The 23049-nt window shown below is 70.2% G+C and carries 12 protein-coding genes and 1 riboswitch; of the genes, 2 read left to right on the plus strand and 10 right to left on the minus strand.

Annotated elements, in window-relative coordinates; all coding sequences use genetic code 11:
* Positions 1-11: 11 nt before the first annotated feature.
* Positions 12-2144 (minus strand): amylo-alpha-1,6-glucosidase, encoded by a 2133-nt coding sequence (locus tag J7I44_RS05670; RefSeq protein ID WP_209617168.1) that lies wholly within the window; start codon positions 2142-2144, stop codon positions 12-14.
* Positions 2141-3217, minus strand: coding sequence for a glycosyltransferase family 4 protein (locus J7I44_RS05675; RefSeq protein WP_209617171.1), 1077 nt, complete (start codon positions 3215-3217; stop codon positions 2141-2143). The genes J7I44_RS05670 and J7I44_RS05675 overlap by 4 nt, the downstream gene beginning before the upstream one ends.
* 109 nt (positions 3218-3326) lie before the next feature.
* Between J7I44_RS05675 and J7I44_RS05680 the strand changes: the two genes are divergently transcribed.
* Positions 3327-5189, plus strand: a complete 1863-nt coding sequence (locus J7I44_RS05680; RefSeq protein WP_209617174.1) for an ATP-binding cassette domain-containing protein — start codon at positions 3327-3329, stop codon at positions 5187-5189.
* Positions 5190-5653: 464 nt separating this feature from the next.
* Here the strand turns inward: J7I44_RS05680 and J7I44_RS05685 are convergent, their stop codons facing one another.
* From J7I44_RS05685 to J7I44_RS05720, 8 genes are all read right to left on the minus strand, one after another.
* Positions 5654-7018 (minus strand): sensor histidine kinase, encoded by a 1365-nt coding sequence (locus J7I44_RS05685; RefSeq protein ID WP_209617177.1) that lies wholly within the window; start codon positions 7016-7018, stop codon positions 5654-5656.
* The gene (locus tag J7I44_RS05690; protein WP_209617180.1) at positions 7005-8387 is read right to left on the minus strand and encodes a sigma-54-dependent transcriptional regulator; all 1383 of its coding nucleotides are present in this window, start codon (positions 8385-8387) and stop codon (positions 7005-7007) included. Before J7I44_RS05690 ends, J7I44_RS05685 begins: the two co-directional genes overlap by 14 nt.
* A 191-nt stretch (positions 8388-8578) precedes the next feature.
* Positions 8579-11002: an ADOP family duplicated permease gene (locus tag J7I44_RS05695; protein WP_209617183.1), complete on the minus strand. Its 2424-nt coding sequence runs from the start codon at positions 11000-11002 to the stop codon at positions 8579-8581.
* 2 nt (positions 11003-11004) lie between these two features.
* Positions 11005-13461 carry an ADOP family duplicated permease gene (locus tag J7I44_RS05700; RefSeq protein WP_209617187.1) on the minus strand — a complete coding sequence of 819 codons (2457 nt, stop codon included), beginning with the start codon at positions 13459-13461 and terminating at the stop codon, positions 11005-11007.
* A gap of 45 nt (positions 13462-13506) precedes the next feature.
* A complete protein-coding gene (locus J7I44_RS05705) occupies positions 13507-15936 on the minus strand; it encodes an ABC transporter permease (RefSeq protein ID WP_209617190.1) in 2430 nt (809 codons plus the stop codon).
* Positions 15933-16697: an ABC transporter ATP-binding protein gene (locus J7I44_RS05710; protein ID WP_209617193.1), complete on the minus strand. Its 765-nt coding sequence runs from the start codon at positions 16695-16697 to the stop codon at positions 15933-15935. Before J7I44_RS05710 ends, J7I44_RS05705 begins: the two co-directional genes overlap by 4 nt.
* Before the next feature lie 138 nt (positions 16698-16835).
* Positions 16836-18089, minus strand: a complete 1254-nt coding sequence (locus J7I44_RS05715; protein ID WP_209617197.1) for an efflux RND transporter periplasmic adaptor subunit — start codon at positions 18087-18089, stop codon at positions 16836-16838.
* A 198-nt stretch (positions 18090-18287) separates the two neighbouring features.
* The gene (locus J7I44_RS05720; RefSeq protein WP_209617198.1) at positions 18288-21206 is read right to left on the minus strand and encodes a phosphoenolpyruvate carboxylase; all 2919 of its coding nucleotides are present in this window, start codon (positions 21204-21206) and stop codon (positions 18288-18290) included.
* A 151-nt stretch (positions 21207-21357) separates the two neighbouring features.
* A riboswitch (S-adenosyl-L-homocysteine riboswitch) is annotated at positions 21358-21432 on the plus strand.
* A gap of 49 nt (positions 21433-21481) precedes the next feature.
* Here J7I44_RS05720 and ahcY point away from each other — a divergent pair.
* Positions 21482-22921, plus strand: a complete 1440-nt coding sequence (ahcY, locus tag J7I44_RS05725) for an adenosylhomocysteinase (protein WP_209617201.1) — start codon at positions 21482-21484, stop codon at positions 22919-22921.
* Positions 22922-23049 lie beyond the last annotated feature (128 nt).

Below are 23049 nucleotides of genomic sequence, written 5' to 3' on the forward strand. Positions count from 1 at the left end.
GGCCCGGAGGCTCAGACCTTGGCGAGGATCCGCACGTCCGCCGAGCCGCCGGCGCGGAAGGCGACGGTGCGCGAACCGATCCGCTCGAAGCCCAGGTCAATGGTGTCGCCGCCGACATCGAGCCGGTGCAGGGTCAGCCGGTCCACGCCCTCGGGCAGCCGCGGCCGGTCGATGCGCACTTCGCCACGGCAGCCATCGACGGTCACGCCCAGGCAGGCCTGCAGCATCATGAACACCGAACCGGCGGCCCACGCCTGCGGCAGGCAGGCGACCGGGTAGGCGATCGGCGGCTCACCGGTGGCGCGCGGGAAGCCGCAGAACAGCTCCGGCAGGCGCATGCCGAAGTGCACGGCCGCCTCGAAGGTCTCGCCGAGCAGGCGCACCGCGTCCTCGCGCTCGCCGTAGTGGGCCATGCCGGCGGCGCAGATCGCCACGTCGTGCGGCCATACCGAGCCGTCGTGGTACGACATCGGGTTGTAGCGGGCCTGCTGCATCGCCAGCGTGCGCACGCCCCAGCCGCTGTCGAACGGGGCGGAGCGGAACTGGCGGATCACCTTCTTCGCCCGCCACAGCTTGGGCAGGCCCACGTACAGCAGATGGCCGACGTTCGACGCACGCACGCGGCACAGCGTGTCGTCGCCGTCGCGGGCGATGCCGTAGTTGCACATCTCCTCGTCCCAGAACAGGTCTTCGATCGCCTTGCGCATGGTCAGCGCACGGTGGCGCCACCCCGCCGCCGCCTCGTCGTCGCCGCGTCGCTCGGCCAGGCGGGCCATGGCGATGAGTGCGGCATACACGTAGCCCTGCACTTCCACCAGCGCGATCGGCGCCGGCGGAATGCGTCCGTCGGCATGGAACACCGAATCCTCGCTGTCCTTCCAGCCCTGGTTGAGCAGGCCGCCCTTCTCGCCCTGCGCGTAGGTGAGAAAGCCGTGCGGGTCGCGGTCGCAGGTGCGTTCGATCCAGCCCATCGCGGCGGTGAGCGCGGGCCACAGCTTGTCGATGAAGACGTCGTCGCCGGTGCGCTCGGCATACGCGCCGGCAAGCATCACGTACAGCGGTGTGGTATCGACCCCGCCGTAGTAGCGACCGAAGGGTACTTCGCCCAACTCCGCCATCTCGCTCTTGCGCGTCTCATGCATGATCTTGCCCGGCGCCGAATCGCGGAAGGTCGACGTCTCGTGCGCCTGGTGCTCGGCGAGGTAGCCCAGCACGCCCCGGGCGAGGCCGGCATCGAGCCACAGCAACTGCAGCGCGGTGATGATGCCGTCACGCCCGAATGGCGTGGCGAACCACGGGATGCCCGCGCAAGGGTACGGCCCGGTGGGAAACTCGCTGGTCAGCAGCGCGATATCGGCGCGCGAACGTTCCAGCCATGCGTTGAACAGGCGCGCGTTGCTGCGTGGACGGGCGCCGTGGCCACGGCGGCGGCGCATCGCGCGGCGCGCCTTGGCGGCGGCGGCGCGGAAGCGCTGGCGACTGGGCTCGACGCGATCGGGGCCGACTTCCACGTAGAGTTCGGTGTTGCTCAGCCGTGGCAGCGTCAGCGCAAGCTCGGCGGTGTTGCCGTCCAGCCGGTCCGGTGGAATCGAAAGGCAGATCACCGAACAGCGCGCCACACCATCGAGGCCGTCGTAGCGCAGGGCGACGGCGCTTTCGCTCACCTTGGGTGGATGCAGCGTGCCGCGCTTGCGCCGTGGCGTGCCGCGCACCTCGAAGATGTCGCGGAAGTCGGCGGCGAAATGCAGCGTGAGCGTGACCTGCACCTCGCTGTCGCCGTAGTTCACGCAGGCGATGCGCTCGTACATCCGCGCGTCCCACAGGAAGCGCGTGCGCTGCAGGTGGATCACCCCCTGCGGCGTGGCGCGCTCGCCCATCGGCGGCAGCGGCTTGTTGGACAGGTTGGCGGTGAACAGCACGTTGTCGTGGGAGATCGCCGCGCTGAGCAGCGAAGGCGGCTTGCCGCCCAGGTCGAGCGCGAAGGCGGACAGCAGCCGCGTATCGTTGTGGAACAGGCCATTGGAATCGCCGCGGATGTCGCCGAAGGCATCGCAGACGACGAAGGTGTCGCCGGACTTGAGCGAATATTGCCCGCGCGAGGTACCGGCCGAAGGGGTTTCGTCGTCTTGCGTCGCTTCGCTCATCGTGCCGCCTCCCAGGCTACCGGCCACGCCGGCAGCGCCGGCGCGACACGGCAGCGTCGTTCGTAAAGATCCACGTAATTGCTTGCCATGATCTCGGCCGAGAAGCGCCGTTCGAAGCAGGCGCGCACCTGCCGCCGGTCGATCTGCGGTAGTCGCCGCACCGCCTCCACCGCCTCCGCCTCGCTCTGCACGATGAAGCCGCTGACGCCCTCCTCGACCACCTCGGGCACCGAACCGCAGTGCCAGGCGATCACCGGCGTGCTGCAGGCCATCGCCTCGATCATCACCAGGCCGAACGGCTCGGGCCAGTCGATCGGGAACAGCAGCGCCGCGGCATTGCCGAGAAAATCCTCCTTGTCGCCATCGCCGATCTCGCCGACGAACTCCACCAGCGGATCGTCCAGCAGCGGCTGGATCTCCTCGTGGAAATAGGCGCGGTCGGCCAGGTCGACCTTGGCCGCCATCTTCAGCGGCATGCCGCTGGCGCGCGCGATCGCAATGGCGCGGTCGGGGCGCTTCTCCGGCGAGATGCGACCAAGGAAGGCAAGGTAGCCGCCGCGCGGGCGCGGGTGGGGGCGATGCAGGTCCTCGGGCAGGCCGTGGTGCACGGTGCCGGCCCAGTTGGCGAAATGCAGCGGCTGGCGCTGATGGTGCGAGATCGAGACCAGCGGATAGTGCGGCCAGCGCCGGTACACCTCGGCCAGGTCCTTCAGGTCCAGCCGTCCGTGCAGCGTGGTCAGCGTACGGCCGGCGCAGTCCTCGAACATCGGAAAATGCAGCATGTCGACGTGGAAATGCAGCACGTCGAACTCGTCCGCGCGCCGGCGCACCTCCTGCAGCATCGAAAGGTGCGCCGCCAGCTCGGACTTGGCGAGCGTAGGGTCCAGGCGGATCGCCTGGTCGCGCACCGCCACCAGCTCGGCACGGGTGCGCGCATCGGCGCTGGCGAACAGGGTCACTTCATGGCCCAGTTCCACCAGGGTGTCGGTGAGCCAGGAGACGATGCGTTCGGTCCCGCCGTACAGGCGTGGTGGAACCGATTCGCAGAGCGGGGCGATCTGGGCGATGCGCATGGGGATCCTTGGCACCCTGCCATCCCGGCCATGGGCGCGTTCAACACCGTGGGCACGCCGCATCCGCCACATGCGCATTCAGGAGCAGCGCATCAATTACAATCGGCGGATGTCCCTGATCCAATTGCAGCGCGTCGATTTCAGCATCGGCGGCCCCCTCCTGCTTGCCGATGTCGACCTGTCGATCGAGCGCGGTGAACGCGTCTGCGTGGTCGGCCGCAATGGCGAGGGGAAATCCACTCTGATGAAGTTGATCGCCGGGGAATTGCACCCGGACGACGGTGAAGTGAGGGTGCAGAACGGCACGGTCGTGGCGCGCATGGCGCAGGAAGTTCCGCAGTCCACGGCCGGCTCGGTGTTCGACGTGGTCGCCGAAGGCCTGGGCGATCTGGGCCACTTGCTGGCGCGTTACCACCATTTGCTGGCTGCAGGCGACCTCGCCGCGCTCGGCGAGGTGCAACACGAGATCGAAGCACGCCAGGGCTGGGATCTTGACCGCCGGGTGAACGAGGTGATCGCGCGGCTGGAGCTGCCGGGCGAAACCGACTTCGCCGCGCTCTCCGGCGGCATGAAGCGCCGCGTGCTGCTGGCGCAGGCGCTGGTGCAGAAGCCGGACGTGCTGCTGCTCGACGAGCCGACCAACCACCTGGACATCGAGGCGATCGACTGGCTCGAGGGCTTCCTGAAGTCCTTCGACGGCTCGATCGTGTTCGTCACCCACGACCGCAGTTTCCTGCGCGCGCTGGCCACGCGCATCGTCGAGATCGACCGCGGCCAGCTCACCGACTGGCCCGGCGACTACGACAACTACCTGCGCCGGCGCGAAGAGCGCCTGCACGCCGAGGCGCAGGCCAACGCGCACTTCGACCGCAAGCTGGCGCAGGAGGAAGTGTGGATCCGCCAGGGCATCAAGGCCCGGCGCACCCGCAACGAAGGCCGTGTGCGCGCGCTCAAGGCGATGCGCCGCGAGCGCGCCGAGCGGCGCGAGCTCGCCGGCAACGCGAAGATGACGCTGGCCAGCGCACAGGCCTCGGGCAAGAAGGTCATCGAGCTCGACCACGTGCACCAGGCCTATGCAGGCCGCGTGCTGATCGACGACCTCTCGACCACGGTCATGCGCGGCGACCGCATCGGCATCATCGGACCCAACGGTGCCGGCAAGAGCACGCTGCTGAAGATCATGCTGGGCGAGCTCAAGCCCGAACGTGGCACGGTCGAGCTCGGCACCGGCATCCAGATCGCCTATTTCGACCAGCACCGGGTGCAGCTGGACGAGAAGCTCAACGCGCTGGACAACGTGGCGCAGGGCCGCGAGTACATCGAGCTCGGCGGGCAGCGCAAGCACGTCATCGGCTACCTGCAGGACTTCCTGTTCTCGCCCGAGCGGGCACGCGCGCCGATCACCCGTCTTTCCGGCGGCGAGCGCAACCGCCTGCTGCTGGCCAAGCTGTTCGCCCAGCCGTCCAACCTGCTGGTGATGGACGAACCGACCAACGACCTGGACGTCGAAACGCTGGAGCTGCTCGAGGAGCTGCTGACCGAGTACACCGGCACGTTGCTGCTGGTCTCGCACGACCGCGCCTTCCTGGACAACGTGGTCTCCAGCACGCTGGTGCTCGAGGGCGAGGGCCAGGTCGGTGAGTACGTGGGCGGCTACAGCGACTGGTTGCGCCAGCGGCCCGCGGCGCCTGCGCCGGTGAAGAGCGCCGCAGTTCCGGCGCCTTCTGCGCCCGCCCCCGCGACGGCGGCGCCACGTCGCAAGCTGAGTTTCAAGGACCAGCGCGAACTGGAGCAGTTGCCGGCACGCATCGAACAGCTGGAAACGGACATTGCCGAACGCACCGCCGCGATGAACGAGCCGGCGTTCTTCCAGCAGGACAGCACCGCCATCGTGCAAGCCAACGAGACGATCGCGAAGCTCCAGGCCGAGCTCGACACCGCCTACGGGCGCTGGAGCGAGCTGGAAGGGTGAGCCGGGTTCCCCCGGGAGGCGAGGGCTCAACGCGCGCGCAGGCGGATGCATTTACAACGCGCTAGATCGAGCTCGATGGATGAACCGCGCTCTTAGCTCCCTCTCCCCTGCGGAGAGAGGGCTGGGGTGAGGGGCCACGCTCGCGACATCGCCCGCCCCTGGCCGCGCCTCATTTGCTCCAGCACACCGGACGACTTCCCCGCGAGCCCCGACCCCTCACCCAACCCTCTCCCCGGAGGGGAGAGGGCTCAACGCGCGCGCAGGCGGATGCATTTACAACGCGCTAGATCGAGCTCGATGGATGAACCGCGCTCTTAGCTCCCTCTCCCCGGAGGGGAGAGGGCTCAACGCGCGCGCAGGCGGATGCATTTACAACGCGCTAGATCGAGCTCGATGGATGAACCGCGCTCTTAGCGCCCTCTCCCCGGAGGGGAGAGGGCTCAAGGCGCGCACGGGACGCACTCCTACAGGGACGCGCTTTCCGGCCGGGTAGGCAGCCACAGGCATGCCAGCGCGCCGGGCTTGCCGTCGTCGCGGGCGGTCAGCGTCACGCCGCCATCGTGCGCTTCGGCGATCTGCCGTGCCAACGCCAGGCCGATGCCCGAGCCGCCGGGTTTGGTGGTGAAGAACGGGATGAACAGGTTCTCGCTCGGCGGCGGCCCAGGGCCGTCATCCTCGATCTCGATCACGGCCCGTTCGCCGCGCCGGCGCCAGCGCACGCGGACCTCGCCTGTGGCCGCTTCTGTCGCGTTGCGCACCAGGTTGATCAGCGCCTGCTCCAGTTGGTCGGCATCACCCTCGACCAGCAGCGGCGCGCCCTCTTCCGGCGTGACCTGCCGGTCGCCCGGGTGCGCCAGCGGCAGTCGCACGACCTTGCCGACCAGCTCGCGCACGTCCAGCGGACCGCGTTGCGGTACGGGCAGCCGCGCCAGCGTGCCGTACCCGGTGAGGAAGCGCGCCAGTGCTCCGGCGCGGTTGCCGATCACGTCCAGCCCGCTGCGGAAATCCTCGCGCCAGTCGTCAGGTAAGGGGTCGCGCGCAGCCAGGGTCGCCAGCGTGCCGGCCATCGACTGGATGGGCGCCAGTGAATTGTTCACCTCGTGCCCGAGCACGCGCAGCAGGCGCTGCCAGGCGGCGCGCTCCTCCTCGCGCAGCACCCTGCCGACGTCATTGACCACCAGCAGCCAGCCGCCGCGCCCACCGCTTCGCAGCGCCGCATGGCGCACCTGGAAACGGCCGCTGCGGCCGGGGAACGTGTGCAGTGCCACCCGGTCCGGCGCGCCTTCCAGCAGGCCGGCGAGGCCCAGTTCGGCCGCGCTCAGGCCGAACAGGCGGTGCCGCTCGGCATCGAGCAGGCGTTGTCCGGCGGGGTTGACCAGCCGCAGCCGATGCTGCTCGTCGAACACGAACACTGCGCTGTCCAGCGCGGCCAGGGTCTTCCCCAGCAGATGCGCCGATTCCTCGAACTCCAGCCGCTCCTTCTGCAGCCGCTCGGCCAGCGCATTGATGTCGTAGACCACGTCGCCGAGCACGCCGCCCTGCACGCCGCGCAGGCTGTAGTCGCCCTCGCGCAGGGCTTCGAGCAAGCCGGCCAGCGTGTACAGCGGGAACACCACGCGACGGTACTGCCACCGCGCCAGCGCGACGGTGATGGCCACGGCGCCCGCAAGCAGCGTCCAGCGCAGGGTGCTCTCCTGCGTCGGCTGCACCACGAGCAGCAGCAGGGCGAGCAGCGCGGGCGCGGCCACCACCAGGCTGCCGCCGAGCACGCGCCGTTCGAAGCGCGGCATGCGCCCGGTGCGCGCGGGCGACGGGTCAGTCGTCGGCATCGGTGCCGGCCGCGCGCAGGTCGTGCTTTTCCAGTCGCCGGTACAGCGACTGGCGGGTGATGCCCAGCGCGTCGGCCGCACGCTGCAGGTTGCCCTCGTGGCGCTCGACCGCGCGGGCGACCAGCCATGCTTCCGCCTGCTCCAGGGTCATTCCGTCCAGGTCCGCCGACGCCGGGGCGGCGGTGCCGAAGTTGAGCGTCGCGGCGTCCACCTGGTCGCGCTCGGCCAGCAGTGCGGCGCGCTCCATCAGGTGCTGCAGTTCGCGCACGTTGCCCGGCCAGGCCCAGGCGAGCAACGCACGCTCGGCCGAAGGCGCCAGTCGCAGGTCGTCGCGACCGTAGCGCTGCGCGCTGCGCACCAGGAAGGCCCGGGCCAGCGGCAGGATGTCCTCGCTGCGCTCGCGCAAAGGCGGCAGGCGGACTTCGAGCGTGTTGAGGCGGTAGAGCAGGTCCTTGCGGAAACGCCCGGCGGCCACGTCGGCATCGAGATCGGCGTTGGTGGCCGATACCAGCCGCACGTCGACCTTCTGCGTGCGCGAGGAACCGAGCCGCTCGAACTCGCCGTCCTCCAGTACGCGCAGCAGCTTGGGCTGCTGCGCGGCCGGCACGTTGCCGACCTCGTCCAGGAACAGCGTGCCGCCATCGGCCAGTTCGAAGCGGCCTATGCGCTCGCCCTTGGCGTCGGTGTAGGCGCCGCGCACGTGGCCGAACATCTCCGACTCGAACACGCTCTCGGCGATGCCACCCATGTTGACCTTGACCAGCGAACGCGCGGCCCGCGCCGAGCGCTCGTGCAGCAACTGCGCGATCACGCCCTTGCCGGTGCCGTTCTCGCCGAGCACCAGCACGTTGGCGTCGCTCGGCGCGATGCGCGCGACGAGTTCCAATACGCGTCGCATCGAAGACGATTCGGCGATCACCTCGGACGAACCGCGCAGCAGCGCGTTCTCCGCCTCCAGCCGGCGTTGCCGGCGCGAGCCCTCGGCAATCGCGATCTGCGCGCGCAGCACGCGCAGCAGGCGTGCGTTGTCCCACGGCTTTTCGATGAAGTCGGCGGCGCCGCGTCGCATCGCCTCCACCGCCAGCGGCACGTTGCCCCAGGCGGTCATCACCACCACCGGCAATTCCGGTGCCTGTTCGCGCAGGCGCGCGAGCAGCTCCAGTCCCTCCTCGCCGGAGGTCGTGTCGCGGGTGTAGTTGAGGTCGATCAGCGCGCAGGCGAATTCGCGTTTGCGCAAAGTCTCCAGCGCCGCGCCCGGACCGTCGGCGGCCACGCTGGCGAGGCCTTCGGACTTGAGCAGAAGGCGCAACGCCTCGCGCACGTCGGGCTGGTCGTCGGCCAGCAACACGGTGGGATCGGATCGGGTCATGCGGTCGCCTGTAGTTTGGGATGCAGCATAGCGCCGCACCCTTGCTCCCTCTCCCCACCGGGGAGCGGGCCGGGGCTCGCCACGGCCTATCGGGTGGGCTTCAAAAGGAATTCGACACGAGCCCTTCGAGGCGAGCCCTGCCCCGAAGCCTCAGCCATCTCCGGCACGATAAAGCGAGGAGGCGACTCACCTCACTCGTACCTCAGCGCCACCACCGGATCGACGCGCAGCGCCCGCCACAGCGGTACCAACGCGGCCGCCAGGGAAACCCCCAGCACCACCAGCAGCACCGGCACGAACACCGCCGGATCGTGGGCGCGCGTGTGCAGTCCCGGGTCGGCCAGCACCGCCGACCACGGCATCGCCAGCAGCAGGCCCGTACCCAGGCCCAGCCCGAGTTGCCAGGCCAGCTGCCGCGCCACGGTGCGGACCACGGCGCCGTGTCCCGCACCGATCGCGCGGCGGATGCCGATCTCACGCGTGCGTTGCGCCACGGAGAACGACAGCACGCCGTACAGGCCGGCGCCGGCCAGCAGCAGGGCCACCAGGCCGAGCGCGCCGAACACGCCGGTGAGCACGGTGAGGTTCACGCGGCCCTCGGCCATGGCACTGGCCTGGGTGCGCACCCGATACAGCGCCGCCTGTGGCTCGACCGCATGAACGGCCTCAGCCATCGGCTGCGCCAGGGCCGTGGCGTCGGCACGCGTGCGTACCGCCAGGCCGACGCTGTGCAGCGGCCCCTGCCGCAACGCCTGGTCCAGCGGCAGCAGCATGCCGGGCAACGACTTCTCCAGCATGCCGTCCAGTTGCAGGGACTCGACCACGCCAACCACGGTCAGCGTGAGCGGCTGCGGGTAGCCGGGCCACAACACCAGCTTGCGGCCGAGCGCGTCCTGGTGCGGCCACATCGCCGCGGCCATCTTGGCGTCGACGACCGCCACGCGCTGGCCACCGGCATTGTCGCGCGCATCGAAGAAGCGGCCTTCGCGCAGGCGCACGCCGTAGGTGTCCAGGAAGTGGGCATCGACGATGCCCAGCTGCACCCGCGGCCAACCCTCGGAGGGCTGCGGCTGGCCCGGCAGCGACACCTCCTCGTGGCTGCCGCGGAAGGCGCTGGGTACCGTGTCCGAGGCGGTGGCATCGACCACGCCGGGCAACTGGCGCAGGCGCTCGACCACCTGGTCGAAGAAGTGGATGCGGCTGGTGTCGCCCGCATACGTTTGCGGCGGCAGCGCCACGCTGGCGACCAGCACCTGATCGGCATGCGTCGCCCCCACGCCCGGCTGCGCCAGCAGGACGTCCAGTGCGCGTACGAAGGTGCCGGCGCCGACCAGCAGCACCACGGTGAGCGCGATCTCCGTCATCACCAGCGCCCTGGCCACCCGGTTGAAACCGGCCCCCGAACCCTTGCCGCCATCGCGCAGGGCATCCTGCAGGTCGGCACGCGACGCTCGCCAGGCGGGAATGACGCCGGCCAGGGCCGTGCTGAGCACGGCGGCCGCCAGGGCCGCAGCCAGCACCCGGGCATCGATGCCGAACTGATGCAACGGGCCGGCGCCCGGGGCGTTGGCGTAATACACCTGGACCAGCCAGCGGTTGGCCCAATGCACGATCGGCAGTGCCACCACCAGCGCCGCCAGGCTCAGCAGCAGGCTTTCGACCAGCGCCCCGCCGATCAGCCGCGCGCGACTGCTGCCCAGGGCGCTGCGCATAGCCAACTCGTGCCGACGCTGCAGCGTCTGCACCAGTTGCAGGTTGGCCACGTTGACGCAGGCCAGCAGCAGCACCAGCACCGCGGCGCCGAACATCAGCCACACCCAGTGGCGCATGTCCTCGGGCACGAAACCGTACTTCCACGGCTTGATGACCACGCCCCGCGTGCGCTCGGTCGTCGGCAAGGCCGCCTGCAGGCGCGCGCCCCACGCATCGAGTTCCGCCCGCGCCTGCGACAGCTGGCTCGACGGCGCCAGTCGCGCCACCGTCCACAGGTCACGATGCTCGCCGGGCCGCAACCGCAGCGGCAACCAGACCTGGCTGTGGGTGACCGGCAGGCGGCTGGCCGCCTTGGGCACCACGCCGACCACCGTGGCCCACAGGCCATTGATCCGGATGGCGCGCCCGATGATGTGCGGGTCGGCGCCGAAGCCGTGCCGCCACAATGCCTCGCCCAGCAGTGCCACCGGCGGCGCGCCCGGGGCATCATCCGCGGGCGTGAGCGTACGCCCGAGCACGGGCTCGATGCCCAGCAACGGCATCATCGAGGCCGTCACCAGACTGGCGGCGTAGTACGTCGCGGTGCCGCCTTCGTCCACGTTCACGCCGATGCCGTCATAGGCCCCTATCGTTTCGACGTTGCGCAGGCGGCCGCGCACGGCCAGGTACTGGTCGCTGTCCAGCGGGTCGATGCCATTGCCGCTGTGGGTGGGCTCGCCCAACGCCATCAGCCGCTCCGCGCGCGGCAACGGCAGCGGCTGGATGATCAGCGTGTTGACCAGGCTGAACAGGAACAGCGTCAGCCCCAGGCCAACCCCGAGTATTCCCAGCGACAGCAGGCTGTAGCCCGGTCGCCGCCACAGCCGGCGGAATGCCTCGCGCGCTTCATTGAAAAGCACCATGCTCACTCCCCCCGCAACGCACGCATTGGCGGCACGCGGCTGGCGCGCCAGGCCGGCAGCAGGCAGGCCAGCAGACCGGCGGCGGCAAGCACGACGCACACCCCCAGCATGGCCCATGGATCGAAGGCGCTGGCGCGTCCGAGCATGCCCAGAAGCATCATGGAAAGGGCATGGGTCAGGCCCAGCGCAACGGCCATGCCGATGACCAGCCCCAGGGCGACCTGCGCCAGCCCCCCGCGCAGCACCAGCCGCACCAGCCGCGTCGGCTGCGCACCCATCGCCAGCCGCACGCCGAACTCGCGCTCGCGCGCGGCGACCGCCACCGCCATCACCGCATACATGCCCGCCGCAGCGAGCAGCAAGGCCAGCGCCGCGAACAGGCCGATCAGCAGCAGGCCCAGACGCGCGCTTTGCGTGGTCTGTCGCACGATGCTGTCCATGCTGCGCACGTTGGCGACCGGCTGATCCGGCGCGATCCCGGCGACCGCCTCGCGGATGCCGGCACGCCAGTCGGCCGGTTGGCCGTGCCCGCGCAGGGCGAAGCGCAACGGCTCCAGGCTGTGGAATATCTGCAGTATCGGTTCGGGTACCTGGTCCAGCGGCAGGTAGATGACCGGCTGGTTCGGTTGCAGCGGGCCGAGCTGACGGGTCGGGGCGGCCACGCCGACGATGCGCGCGGACCAGCTGTCCTCACCGTTGCCTTCCACGCGAAGCGTCTTGCCGATCGCGTGGCCGTCGTAATAGGTATCGGCCAGATCCTTGCTGACGATCGCGACGAACTCGGCGCCACGCACGTCGTTGCGGGTGAAGTCGCGGCCACCGTGCAGCGCGATCGAGAACAGGTCGAAGAAGCCCGGCCCGACGCCATGGAGCTGCACATGCATCTCCTTGCCATCCGGCGTGCGCGCCTGGTTCTGGAACTGCCCGAAACCATCGTCGCTGGCCGGCAGGTTGGTGGTCACCGCGGTCCCGGTCACGCCGGGGATCCGCGCAAGCTGCTCGACCAGTCGTTGCGACAGGTCGTGCGTCGAGCCGGCATCCGGATGATGGCCCTTCACCGGCGACAGTTCGAAGGTGAGGATGTGGTCGCTGGCGAAACCCAGCGGCGTCTGCGCAGCGTCGTACAGCGCCCGCATGAACACGCCGGCCGCGCATAGCAGGATCGCGGCCAGCGCCACCTGGGCCATCACCAGCACCCGCCCGAGCCGGCCGCTGTGCACGCCGATGCCCGAGCGCCCGCCTTCGCGCAGCTGATCCACCGTGACCCGGCCGCGACTGCGCCAGAGCGCGAGCAGCGCGGCAAGCAAGGCCCCGAACAGGCCCATCGCCAAGGCCACGCCCCACGCCGCCAGACCGGGCCGCACCGAATCGCCGTGCAGCCATTGCGCGGGAATGAGCGATTGCAGCACCGCCAACCCCGCCGCCCCCAGCGCCATGCCCGCCAATGCGCCGCACGCGCCCACCAGCAAACCTTCGCCCAGCGCCGGCAGCATGAGTCGCAAGGCCGGTGCGCCCAGCGCGCTGCGCACGGCGCCGTCGTGGTTGCGCGAGAGCGCGCGCAGCAGCATCAGGTTGGTCAGGTTCACCCATGCGATCAGCAACACCAGTGCCGCACTGGCGATGAACACCAGCAGCACCGGCCGGGCGGTGCGGTGCTGCAATTCGGTCAGGCTGCCGGCGCCGAACCACGGTTGCTTCCAGTCGCCGCCCATCGCCATGTCGCGGTACATCGCGCGCTCGCGCGCATCGACCTGTGCGGCCACTTCCGCCACGCTCACGCCATCGGCCAGGCGTGCGATTGCGATGTGGGCGTTCTGGTTGTAGTCGTGGCTGACCGCCGGCAAGGCGATCGGCAGCACGATGCCGCCGCCCCCGGCGAACAGATCGAAGCTGTTGGCCGCATCGAAGCTCGCCGGCAGCACACCCACGATGGTGGCGGGCGTGCCCTCCACCTGCATGCGCCGGCCGATCACCGAGGCATCGCCGCCGTAGCGACGCAGCCACAGGCCGTGGCTGAGCAACACGGCTTTGGGTCCGCCCGGCTGGTCTTCCTGCGCGGTGAAGTTGCGGCCCAGCACCGGACGCAGTCCCAACGTGGGCAGCAGGGCGCGATCGGCGCGCACCAGCGACACCTGCTCAGGTTCTCCGTTGCCGGCGATGTTCGCCACCATGCCGACCTGTTCGAGCGCCAGCGAGGTCGTGCCGTCGAGCGCATCCAGTTGCTGGAACTCGTGTGGCGAGAGGCCGCCCACCTTGCCTTGCCAAAGCTTGCCGACCACCACCAGCCGCTCCGGCTGCGGCACCGGCAACGGCCGCAGCAAGGTGTGCTGGATCAGCGCGAATACCGCCACGCTGGCGCCGATGCCCAGCGCCAGCACGCCACTGGCCAGCAGCAGGAAGCCGGGTTTGCGCAGGCTGGCGCGCCAGGCGCGTGCGATCTCCGCGAGCCATACGTTCATGCGTGCCGTCCGGCCGACCGGCCGGTTCCATGGAGCGTTGTCATCTCATTCCCCCCGCAAGGCCCGCATCGGCGGCACGCGGCCGGCGCGCACGGCCGGCAGCACGCTCGCGAGCGCGCCGATACCCAGCAGCACCAGGGCCACGATGGCAAGCACCGGCAGGTCGAACATGCCGCGATCCAGGCCCAGCGCGAGCAACAGCATGCGCAGGGCCTCCCCGAGAACCAGAGCCAGCGTGACGCCCAGGCCCAGGCCGATGGCCACCTGCGCCACGCCACCGCGCAGCACCAGCCAGGCCAGCCGCGTGGGCGCCGCGCCCAGCGCCTGGCGCACGCCGAATTCGTGCGCACGCGCGGCGACGGCCACCGCCATCACCGCATACAGGCCGGCCGCCGCCAGAAGGAGCGCCAGCGCCGCGAACAGCCCGGTCAGCCAAAGCTGCATGCGCGTGTCGCGGGTGGTCGAGTGCACCACCTGGGTCATTAGTCGCACGTTGTCCATCGGCTGGCCCGGCGCCACGTCGGCCACCGCCTGCTGCATGGCTCGCCGGTAGCTGCCGGGATCGCCGCGGACAGCGAGCGCGAAGCGCATCGGCTCGAAGCTGCGGAACGCGCGCAACGCGTCCTCGCTGACCTGCGCCAGCGGACGATAGAGGATCGGCTGGCGTGAGCGCGGATCGAGCGGGCCAAGTTGGTAAGTGTCTTCCACCACGCCGACGATGCGCGCGGAGACCATGCCCGGCCCCTCGCCGCGCTGGATCAGCTGGCCCAGCGCCTGCCCGCCATACCAGCGATCGGCGAGGGTGCGGTTGACGATCGCCACCGGTTCGGCGCCGCGCACGTCGGTCGCGGCGAACGCGCGGCCCTGGCGCAGGCGGATGGCGAACAGGTCGAAGTAGTGCTCGTCCACCGCGTGGAACTGCGCGTTGTCCGCCTCGCCTCCGGGTGGATGCAGGCCACCGAGGTTGAACTGGTCGCGCCACGGGCCGCCAGGCAGGTTGGTCGTGGCGCTCGCGAGCTCGACGCCGGGCGCCTGGCGCAGTCGCCCGACCAGCCGCTGGGACAACGTCGCCACGGCCGCCGCATCCGGGTAGAGCGCCTTGATCGGCGCCAGTTCGAAGGTGACGATGCCCTGCGTGCGGTAACCCAACGGCACGCGAGCGGCATCGATCAAGGTGTGCGCGAACAATCCGCAAGCGCACAGCAGCGCGGTGGCCAGCGCCACCTGCGCCATCACCAGCGAGCGACCCAGCCGACCACCGCACCACCCCAGTCCGCTGCGGGCGTCTTCGCGCAGGTCGTCCATGGTGATCGCGCGCCGCCGCAGGCTGGCCGCGGCGCTCAGCAGCGCGCCCAGCACACCGACGGCCGCGGCGACCAGCCAGGCCGCCACGCCCGGATAGAGGCTGTCCGGTTGCCAGCCGGCCGGCATGAAGCCGCGCAGCAGGGCCAGGGCCGCGGCCGCCAGGCCAAGCCCGGCCCCGGCGCCGAGCACGCCGACCAGCAGACCCTCGGCCAGTACCGGCAGCGCCAGTCGCCAGGTCGATGCGCCCAACGCACCGCGTACCGCAACGTCGTGCTGGCGCGACAGTGCGCGCAGCAGCATCAGGTTGGTCATGTTGACCAGCGCGATCAGCAGCACGACCAGCGCGCAGCCCATGAACAGCGCGAGCTGGAAACCGTCGCCGACGTGGCGGAAAGCATGCAGATCCTGCGCGCCGAAATGGCGGTGGCGCCACCAGTCGCCATACGTGCCCGTGGACCGGGCGTAGAACGCACGCAGGCGAGCGTCGACCTGCGCGGCCACGCGCTGTCGCTGCGCGGGGGACTGCAGCCGTGCTATCGCTTCGTAGTTGGTGCCGTCGGAGCGGCTGTTGGCCGGCATCGCCAGCGGCAGCACCACATCGCCATCGACGTCGAACTGTGCCGGCAACACGCCGACGATCGTGTGCGGCAGGCCTTCGATCTGCAGGCTGCTCCCGACGACCGCCGCCTTGCCGCCGAAGCGTCGCTGCCAGAGCCCGTAGGAAACCAGGGCGACGGCCGGGCCGTGCGGCGCGTCCTCTTCCGCGGTGAAGTTGCGCCCGAGCAACGGCCGCACGCCCAGCGTGGGCAGCAGGTGGCGATCCATCTGCAGCGACGAGGCGAGCACCGGCTCGCCGTGGCCGGAGATGTTCACCGAGGGCGCGCCGGGCATGTAGAGCGCCATGTCGCGCACGCCCTCGATTCCCTGCAACTGTTGATATTGCTGCGGCGAGATTCCGCTGACCCCGGTGTCTTCCAGCGGACCTACCGCCACCAGTTGCGCGGGCTGGTCGTACGGCAGCGGCCGTAGCAGCACGCGGTCGATCAGGCTGAACACCGCGACGCTGGACCCCACGCCCAGCGCCAGCACGCCACTGGCCAGCAGCAGGAAGCCGGGCTTGCGCAGGCTGGCGCGCCAGGTGCGCCCGATCTCGGCGAGCCAGGTGTTCACGCGTCGATCTCGATGCGCTGGCCGATCAGTGCATCCAGCCGCTGCTCGTCCTCGCGGCGCAGGCGGTCGAAGGTTTCCTCGTCGACCACGCGGCCGTCGAACAGGCGGATCTTGCGCTGGGCCAGTTCCGCGTAGCGGGCGTCGTGGGTGACCATGCAGATGGTTGCGCCGCCCCTGTGCAGTTCGTCCAGCAGCGCCATCACCGCCTCGCCATTGCGCGAATCGAGGTTGCCGGTCGGTTCGTCGGCAAGCAGGATCGCCGGCCGCCCGACCAGCGCGCGCGCCACCGCCACGCGCTGCTGCTGGCCGCCGGAAAGCTGCGCGGGGTAATGACGCATGCGGTGGGCCATGCCCACGCGCTCGAGCGCCTCCTGCACGCGCGCACGGCGCTCGTTGGCGCCGATGCCGCCGCGGTAGGTGAGCGGCAATTCGACGTTCTCATAGACCGACAGGTCGCCGATCAGGTTGAACGCCTGGAAGATGAAGCCGATTTCCGCGTTGCGTATGCGCGCACGCTCGGCCGCGTTGAGCGCGGCCACGTCATGGCCGTTGAGCACGTAGCGACCGTCGCTGGCGGTGTCGAGCAGGCCGAGGATGGAGAGCAGCGTGGTCTTGCCGCAGCCGGAGGGGCCGGAGATCGAGACGTACTCGCCACGGGCGATGGTCAGGTGCACGTCGGACAGGGCGTGGGTTTCCACCTCGTCGGTCTGGAAGATCTTGCGGATGCCTTCGAGGGTGATGACGTGGGTGGTCGCGTTCATGTGCGGCGCCTTTGCTGTCGATGATCCCTCTCCCTCCGGGAGAAGGTGGCCCGGAGGGCCGGATGAGGGTTCGGGCGGGATGCATGGTCCGCTGCGGGCGGACTCTCTTCCCGACCCCTTTCCCGGGGGAAGAGGGGCCTATTCCACACGGATACGGTCATAACCATCCCACTGGCTGGTGTCGGAGAGAATGACGCGGTCGCCCGCCTTCAGGCCGCGCAGTACCTGCACGCGGTCGACCGAGGCGGCGCCCACGCGCACCGGCACCCGGGTGGCCGTGTCGCCAGCGGGGTCGAAGCGGAACAGGCTCAGGTCGCCGTCGGCCCTGGCCAGCGCAGGGCGGCCGACCGACAACACGTGGTCGAGCCTGGCGATGCGGATGCGGCCGTCGACGGAAAGGTCCGGCCGGGCACCGGGCGGCAATGCGCCGATGAGTGCCACGTCGACCTGCACGCTGCCGTTGCGCACCGCCGGATCGATCCGCTCCACGCGGCCGGCGACAATGCCGTTGTGCGTGTCCACGCCGACGGCCATGCCCATTGCCACGTCCTTGGCCTGTACCTCGGGCACCTGCAGCCGCGCGATCAACACGTCCGGCCGCGCCACGCGCGCGAGGTTGGCGCCTTCGGCGACGCGCGCGCCTTCCTGCACGGCCACTTCCTGCAGCACGCCAGCGATACCGGCGGTGACGTCGAGCGCATCGGCCTGGCGCTGGCGCAGCACCAGGTTGCTGCGCTGCTGCTGCGCGCGCGCCTGCGCCGCGTCCAGCTGCGCCTTCATGCTGCCGGCGAAGCTGTCCACGCGCTCCTGTTCGATCTGCATGCGCGCCTTGAGCTGCTTCAGTGCGATCAGGCCCTGCTGGTACTGCACGCGCGGGATCAGGTCCTTCTGCACCGCCTTGGCGTCCGCCTGCGCCTTGACCTGCGCCTGCGCATAGTCGGACTGGGCCTGGGCCAGCGCGGCGCGCTCGTCCAGCAACTGGGAATGCAGTTCGGCGCGCTTGGCCGCCACCTCCGCCTCGGCCGCGGCGACCAGGGCCTGTGCGTTGCGCAAGGCATCCTCGACTTCGGGATTGGCCAGCCGCATCAGCACGGTGTCCGGCTTCACCGTCGCGCCGGGCCAGACCAGGATCTGCTGCACCTGCGCCGCGGTGGCCGCCGCCAGCCAGCGACTGGAGCGCGGCACCAGCGTGCCGGTGGCACGGACTTCCTGCAGCATGTCGCCTTGCTGCACCGCATCGATCCACAGGCTGGCGCGGTCCGCGACCGGCAGCGCCGGGCCGAGCCGCACGATCACGATCGCCAGCACGCCGACCGCGAGCGCGCCGAGGGACAGGCCCCAGCGCAGTTGCCGGCGTTTGCGCAGCTTGAGGGAGGTGTTGGCGATATCCATGGAGGGCTGTTGGCAACAGGCGTGCCAACCGTTGGAACGGTGCAACATCGCGGTTGCGCGGGGCGACCGCCAGTCAGAAGCGTCCGCTTCCGGATGCCGCCCAGCCACGAACGGACACTATAGGAGCGCGCCCTGTGCGCGACCGGGATACACGGCGGCCGCGCACAGGGTGCGCTCCTACAAGAGGCGGGTCGAGAATCAGCCGGTGTTCTGCAAGCCCTGCGAGACGCCATTGACACAGGCGACCAGCGCGCGCAGCAGGGCGTCGTCCACGCTGCCGCCGGCGCGCCAGCGCGCGAGCAGGTCGACAGTGAGCAGGCTCATCGGGTCGACGTAGGGGTTGCGCAACCGGATCGAGACTGCCAAGCGGGGATTGTCGGCCAGCAGCGCGGCGTCGCCCTTGAGCCGGAGCAGCCAATGGCGGGTGCGCTCGAACTCCTCGCGGATCGACGTGAAGAATGGCGCGTGCATCTCCCCGGCCAGGCGCGAGAACGCCTCGGCGATGTCCAGGTCGCACTTGGCCAGCACCATGGCCACGTCGTCCAGCGCGTTGGCAAAGAACGGCCAGTCGCGCGCCATGTCGGCCAGCGCCTGCTCGCCGAAGGCGGCGGCGCCCTGCTCCAGCGCGGAACCGAGCCCGTACCAGCCGGTGATGATGGAGCGGCACTGGGTCCAGGCGAACACCCACGGGATCGCGCGCAGGTCCTCCACGCCCTGCATGCTGCGGCGGCTGGCCGGGCGCGAGCCCAGGGTCATGCGCTCGACCACGTCGATCGGCGTGGCGCTGCGGAAGTAGTCGACGAAGCCGTCGCGCTCGACCAGCGCGCGGTAGTGCCGGCGGCTGTGCGCGGCGAGCGCCTCCATCTGCTCGCGCCAGCGTGCCTCGCGCGGCTCCTGCGCGCGCGGGCGCAGCGAGGCGCGCAGCACGGCGCTGACCGTCTGCTCCAGGTTGCGCAGGGCCAGCGCGCGGATGCCGTACTTGCGGTGGATCACCTCGCCCTGCTCGGTCACCCGCAGCACCCCGGCGACCGAGCCCCGTGGCGAGGACATCAGCGCGGGCGCGATGCGCGAGCCGCCGCGGCTGGCCGAACCGCCGCGGCCGTGGAAGAAGGCCAGGCGGATGCCGGCCTCCCTCGCCACCTCGAGCAGTTCCACCTGTGCCCGTTGCAAGGCCCAGCGCGAGGCAAGCGTGCCACCGTCCTTGCCGCTGTCGGAGTAGCCGAGCATGACCCACTGGCGGTCATCGCGGGCACGCAGGTGGGCGCGGTAGACGGGGTCGTCGAGCAGGGCTCGCAGGGTGGCCGGAGCGTGCTTGAGGTCGTCGATGGTCTCGAAGAGTGGGGCGATGTCCAAAGGCACCGCGCACCCAGCATCCTCTCCCCTCCGGGGAGAGGATTGAGGTGAGGGGCCGGGGCTCGCGGGGGACCTCGTTGAAGCCTGCGCTTCGTCGCCACTTCCCCGCAAGAGCGCCCCCTCACCCCGGCCCTCTCCCCGGAGGGGAGAGGGCGCAGAGCCTGGCGCTTCGTTGCTGGCTTCTCGCAACGGCTGGCCCTCATCCCAGCCCTCTCCCCGGACGGGAGCCGGGTGCACGAGCCCGCCGTAGCGCGCCAGCGCCAGCACCGCCAGCACGTCCGCCGCCGAGCGCGCCATGCTGATGATGTACAGCCCGATCGCCTCGCTGCCGTAGCGGCGGCGCGCGTCGCCCAGCGTGGCGAACACGTCGTACAGAGCGGTCACGGCATCGGCATGGCTGATGGCGAAGCGATCCTGGCCGGCGGCGTACGCCGACAGCGTGGCTGCCCGGTCACCCGCCGCACGGCCTGCCCAGTCGGCATCGTCGAGCAAGGCCGAGAGAGCGTCGTCGTGCACGCGCGAGTCCTGCCGCACGTCCAGCCGCGCGAGGTGGAAGCCGAACGTGCGCACGCGCCAGATCAGCCGACGCACGGCATAGGCACCTGCGTGCAGGCCGCAGTGGCCGAGCAGGCTGTCGTCGATCAGCTGCAGGTCGTCCAGCAGCTCGGCGGCCGTGGCGTAGCTCTCCGCGCCGTTGTCGCCGGTCGCCTCCAGCCGCGCGCCGACCAGCGTGAGCAGGCAGCGGTAAGGCATGTCGGCATGGCGCGGCCGGATGCGTGCCGCGGCCTGCGGGAAGCGCTCTCGGTAGTCGGCCAGGCGCGCGGTCAGCGCAGGATCGACCGCCACCCGCTCGACGGTCTGGCTGAGCAGGCGCGCCAGGCTGGCGACGTCGGCGATGTAGCGCTCCAGCACCTGCGCACGCTGGGTGGCCAGCGCGGCGGCGATGGTGTCGGCGCCGACGTTCGGGTTGCCGTCCATGTCGCCGCCGACCCAGCTGGCGAAGCCGAGCAGCCGCGGCAGCGGCGTGGCCACGCCGTAGACGGCCTGCAAGGCGCCGGCCAGCGACTCGTACAGCGCCGGCACGATGCGGTAGATCGGGTTGGACAGGTAGAAGCCGACATGATCGTGCTCGTCCTGCACGGTGGGGCGCACCGGCGAAGCCTCGGCGGTCTGCCAGCCGGTGGACAGCGCCATGTAGATGCGGTCCTGGTCCTCGGCGCGCTCCTGCGGCGTGCGCTCCGGATCGAAGCCGTCGACCAGTGCGTGCACGATCGCCTGCTCCTTTTCCAGCAGCGAGCGGCGCATCGCCTCGGTGGGGTGCGCGGTGAATACCGGCTCGATCCAGGTCCGCGCGAGCCAGCCGAGCAGTTCATCCGCGCCGACGCCCTCGCGCTCGAGCCGGCCGAGCACATCCAGCAGCGATTCGGGTTGCGGCGGTCCGCCCGCGCGCTGGTAGTCGCGGCGTCGGCGGATGCGGTGCACGCGCTCGGCGATGTTGACCGCCTGGAAGTAGGTGGCGAAGGCGCGCGCCAGGGCCTCGGCCTGGCCGGTGTCCAGGCCTTCGAGCGCGTGTGCCAGCGTGGCCACCGGGTCGCCCTCGCGGCGACGGTGGATGGCCGCCTGGCGCACCGTCTCCACCCGCTCGAAGAAGCGCTCGCCTCCCTGCTCGGCAAGCATCTGGCCGACCAGCTGGCCGAGCCGGCCCACATCGTCACGCAAGGGGCCGTCGTGCGGCAGGTAGTCGGTATCGCGGCTGGCTTCCATGGGAGCTCCCGGGAGGTTTCCCCAAGACTAGCCAATCGGCCGCCAAACTCTTGTAGGAGCGAATCCTGCGCGCGACTGGTAGCTCCGACGTCGCGCGCAAGGTGCGTTCCTACCGGGGCCCCTGGGGACGCTATAATGAGCGCCTTTCGTGCCCACCGAGGGGCGCTGCGACCGTCGCGCGACGGCCAGGCTCGGCGGGTATATGCAACAACGGCGCTCACCCATGCGGACCTTCGCCGCAGTGGCCAAGGTTCCCCAAAGAACCGGAGACAAGCATGAACGCCGCCATCCAGGCCCCGCCGGGCCACGACTACAAGATCCGCGACATTTCCCTGGCCGAGTTCGGCCGCAAGGAGCTGGACATCGCCGAGCACGAGATGCCCGGCCTGATGTCGATCCGCCGCAAGTACGCCCCGCAGGCCCCGCTCAAGGGTGTGCGCGTGACCGGCTCGCTGCACATGACGATCCAGACCGCGGTGCTGATCGAGACGCTCAAGGACATCGGCGCCGACGTGCGCTGGGCCTCGTGCAACATCTTCTCCACCCAGGACCACGCCGCCGCCGCGATCGCCGCCACCGGCACGCCGGTGTTCGCCTGGAAGGGCGAGACGCTGGAGGAGTACTGGGACTGCACGCTCGACGCATTGAGCTTCCCCGACGGCAAGGGTGGCTTCCTCGGTCCCCAGCTGGTGGTGGACGACGGCGGCGACGTCACCCTGCTGATCCACAAGGGCTACGAGCTGGAGAACGGCAGCGACTGGGTGAACACCGCCTCGGGCAGCCACGAGGAGCAGGTCATCAAGAACCTGCTCAAGCGCGTGCACACCGAGCGCCCGGGCTACTGGCACACCGTGGTCAAGGACTGGAAGGGCGTCTCGGAGGAGACCACCACTGGCGTGCACCGCCTCTACCAGCTGGCGCAGGAAGGCAAGCTGCTGATCCCGGCGATCAACGTCAACGACTCGGTCACCAAGAGCAAGTTCGACAACCTGTACGGCTGCCGCGAGTCGCTGGCCGATGGCCTCAAGCGCGCGATGGACGTGATGCTGGCCGGCAAGGTCGCGGTGGTGTGCGGTTACGGCGACGTCGGCAAGGGCTGCGCGCACAGCTTGCGGGCCTACGGCGCGCGCGTGGTGGTCACCGAGATCGACCCGATCAACGCGCTGCAGGCGGCGATGGAAGGCTTCGAGGTCAACACGGTCGAATCGACGCTCGGCCGCGGCGACATCTACGTCACCACCACCGGCAACAAGGACGTGATCCGCCTGGAGCACATGCAGGCGATGAAGGACCAGGCGATCGTCTGCAACATCGGCCACTTCGACAACGAGATCCAGGTCGAGAAGCTCAATGCCTCCGGTGCCGAGCGCCTGAACATCAAGCCGCAGGTGGACAAGTACACCTTCAAGGACGGCCGCAGCATCTTCATGCTGGCCGAAGGCCGCCTGGTCAACCTCGGCTGCGCCACCGGCCACCCGAGCTTCGTGATGTCCAACTCGTTCGCCAACCAGACGCTGGCGCAGATCGACCTGTGGGCGCACAAGGACAGCTACGAGCCGAAGGTCTACATCCTGCCCAAGAAGCTCGACGAGGAAGTGGCGCGGCTGCACCTGGAGAAGATCGGGGTGAAGCTGACCACGCTGACGGCCGAGCAGGCCGCGTACCTGGGCGTACCGGTGGAAGGGCCGTACAAGGCCGATCACTACCGCTACTGATCGACCCTCCCCGGCACGTCCGGGAGAGTGGCACTCCACAAGAAAGGGCCGCAGCGATGCGGCCCTTTTTTGTTTCCCGCGAGCCCCGGCCCCTCACCCCAACCCTATCCCCGGAGGGGAGAGGGAGC

This window comes from Frateuria flava (assembly GCF_017837635.1).
Classification (GTDB): Bacteria; Pseudomonadota; Gammaproteobacteria; order Xanthomonadales; family Rhodanobacteraceae; genus Frateuria_A; species Frateuria_A flava.

What these genes read in the sequence shown, in the direction of transcription:
- J7I44_RS05675 (WP_209617171.1), bottom strand. Translation starts at nt 3,217, where the DNA reads ATGCGCATCGCCCAGATCGCCCCGCTCTGCGAATCGGTTCCACCACGC.
- J7I44_RS05710 (WP_209617193.1), bottom strand. Translation starts at nt 16,697, where the DNA reads ATGAACGCGACCACCCACGTCATCACCCTCGAAGGCATCCGCAAGATC.
- ahcY (WP_209617201.1), top strand. Translation starts at nt 21,482, where the DNA reads ATGAACGCCGCCATCCAGGCCCCGCCGGGCCACGACTACAAGATCCGC.
- J7I44_RS05720 (WP_209617198.1), bottom strand. Translation starts at nt 21,206, where the DNA reads ATGGAAGCCAGCCGCGATACCGACTACCTGCCGCACGACGGCCCCTTG.
- J7I44_RS05700 (WP_209617187.1), bottom strand. Translation starts at nt 13,461, where the DNA reads ATGAACGTATGGCTCGCGGAGATCGCACGCGCCTGGCGCGCCAGCCTG.
- J7I44_RS05690 (WP_209617180.1), bottom strand. Translation starts at nt 8,387, where the DNA reads ATGACCCGATCCGATCCCACCGTGTTGCTGGCCGACGACCAGCCCGAC.
- J7I44_RS05715 (WP_209617197.1), bottom strand. Translation starts at nt 18,089, where the DNA reads ATGGATATCGCCAACACCTCCCTCAAGCTGCGCAAACGCCGGCAACTG.
- J7I44_RS05670 (WP_209617168.1), bottom strand. Translation starts at nt 2,144, where the DNA reads ATGAGCGAAGCGACGCAAGACGACGAAACCCCTTCGGCCGGTACCTCG.
- J7I44_RS05680 (WP_209617174.1), top strand. Translation starts at nt 3,327, where the DNA reads ATGTCCCTGATCCAATTGCAGCGCGTCGATTTCAGCATCGGCGGCCCC.
- J7I44_RS05695 (WP_209617183.1), bottom strand. Translation starts at nt 11,002, where the DNA reads ATGGTGCTTTTCAATGAAGCGCGCGAGGCATTCCGCCGGCTGTGGCGG.
- J7I44_RS05685 (WP_209617177.1), bottom strand. Translation starts at nt 7,018, where the DNA reads ATGCCGACGACTGACCCGTCGCCCGCGCGCACCGGGCGCATGCCGCGC.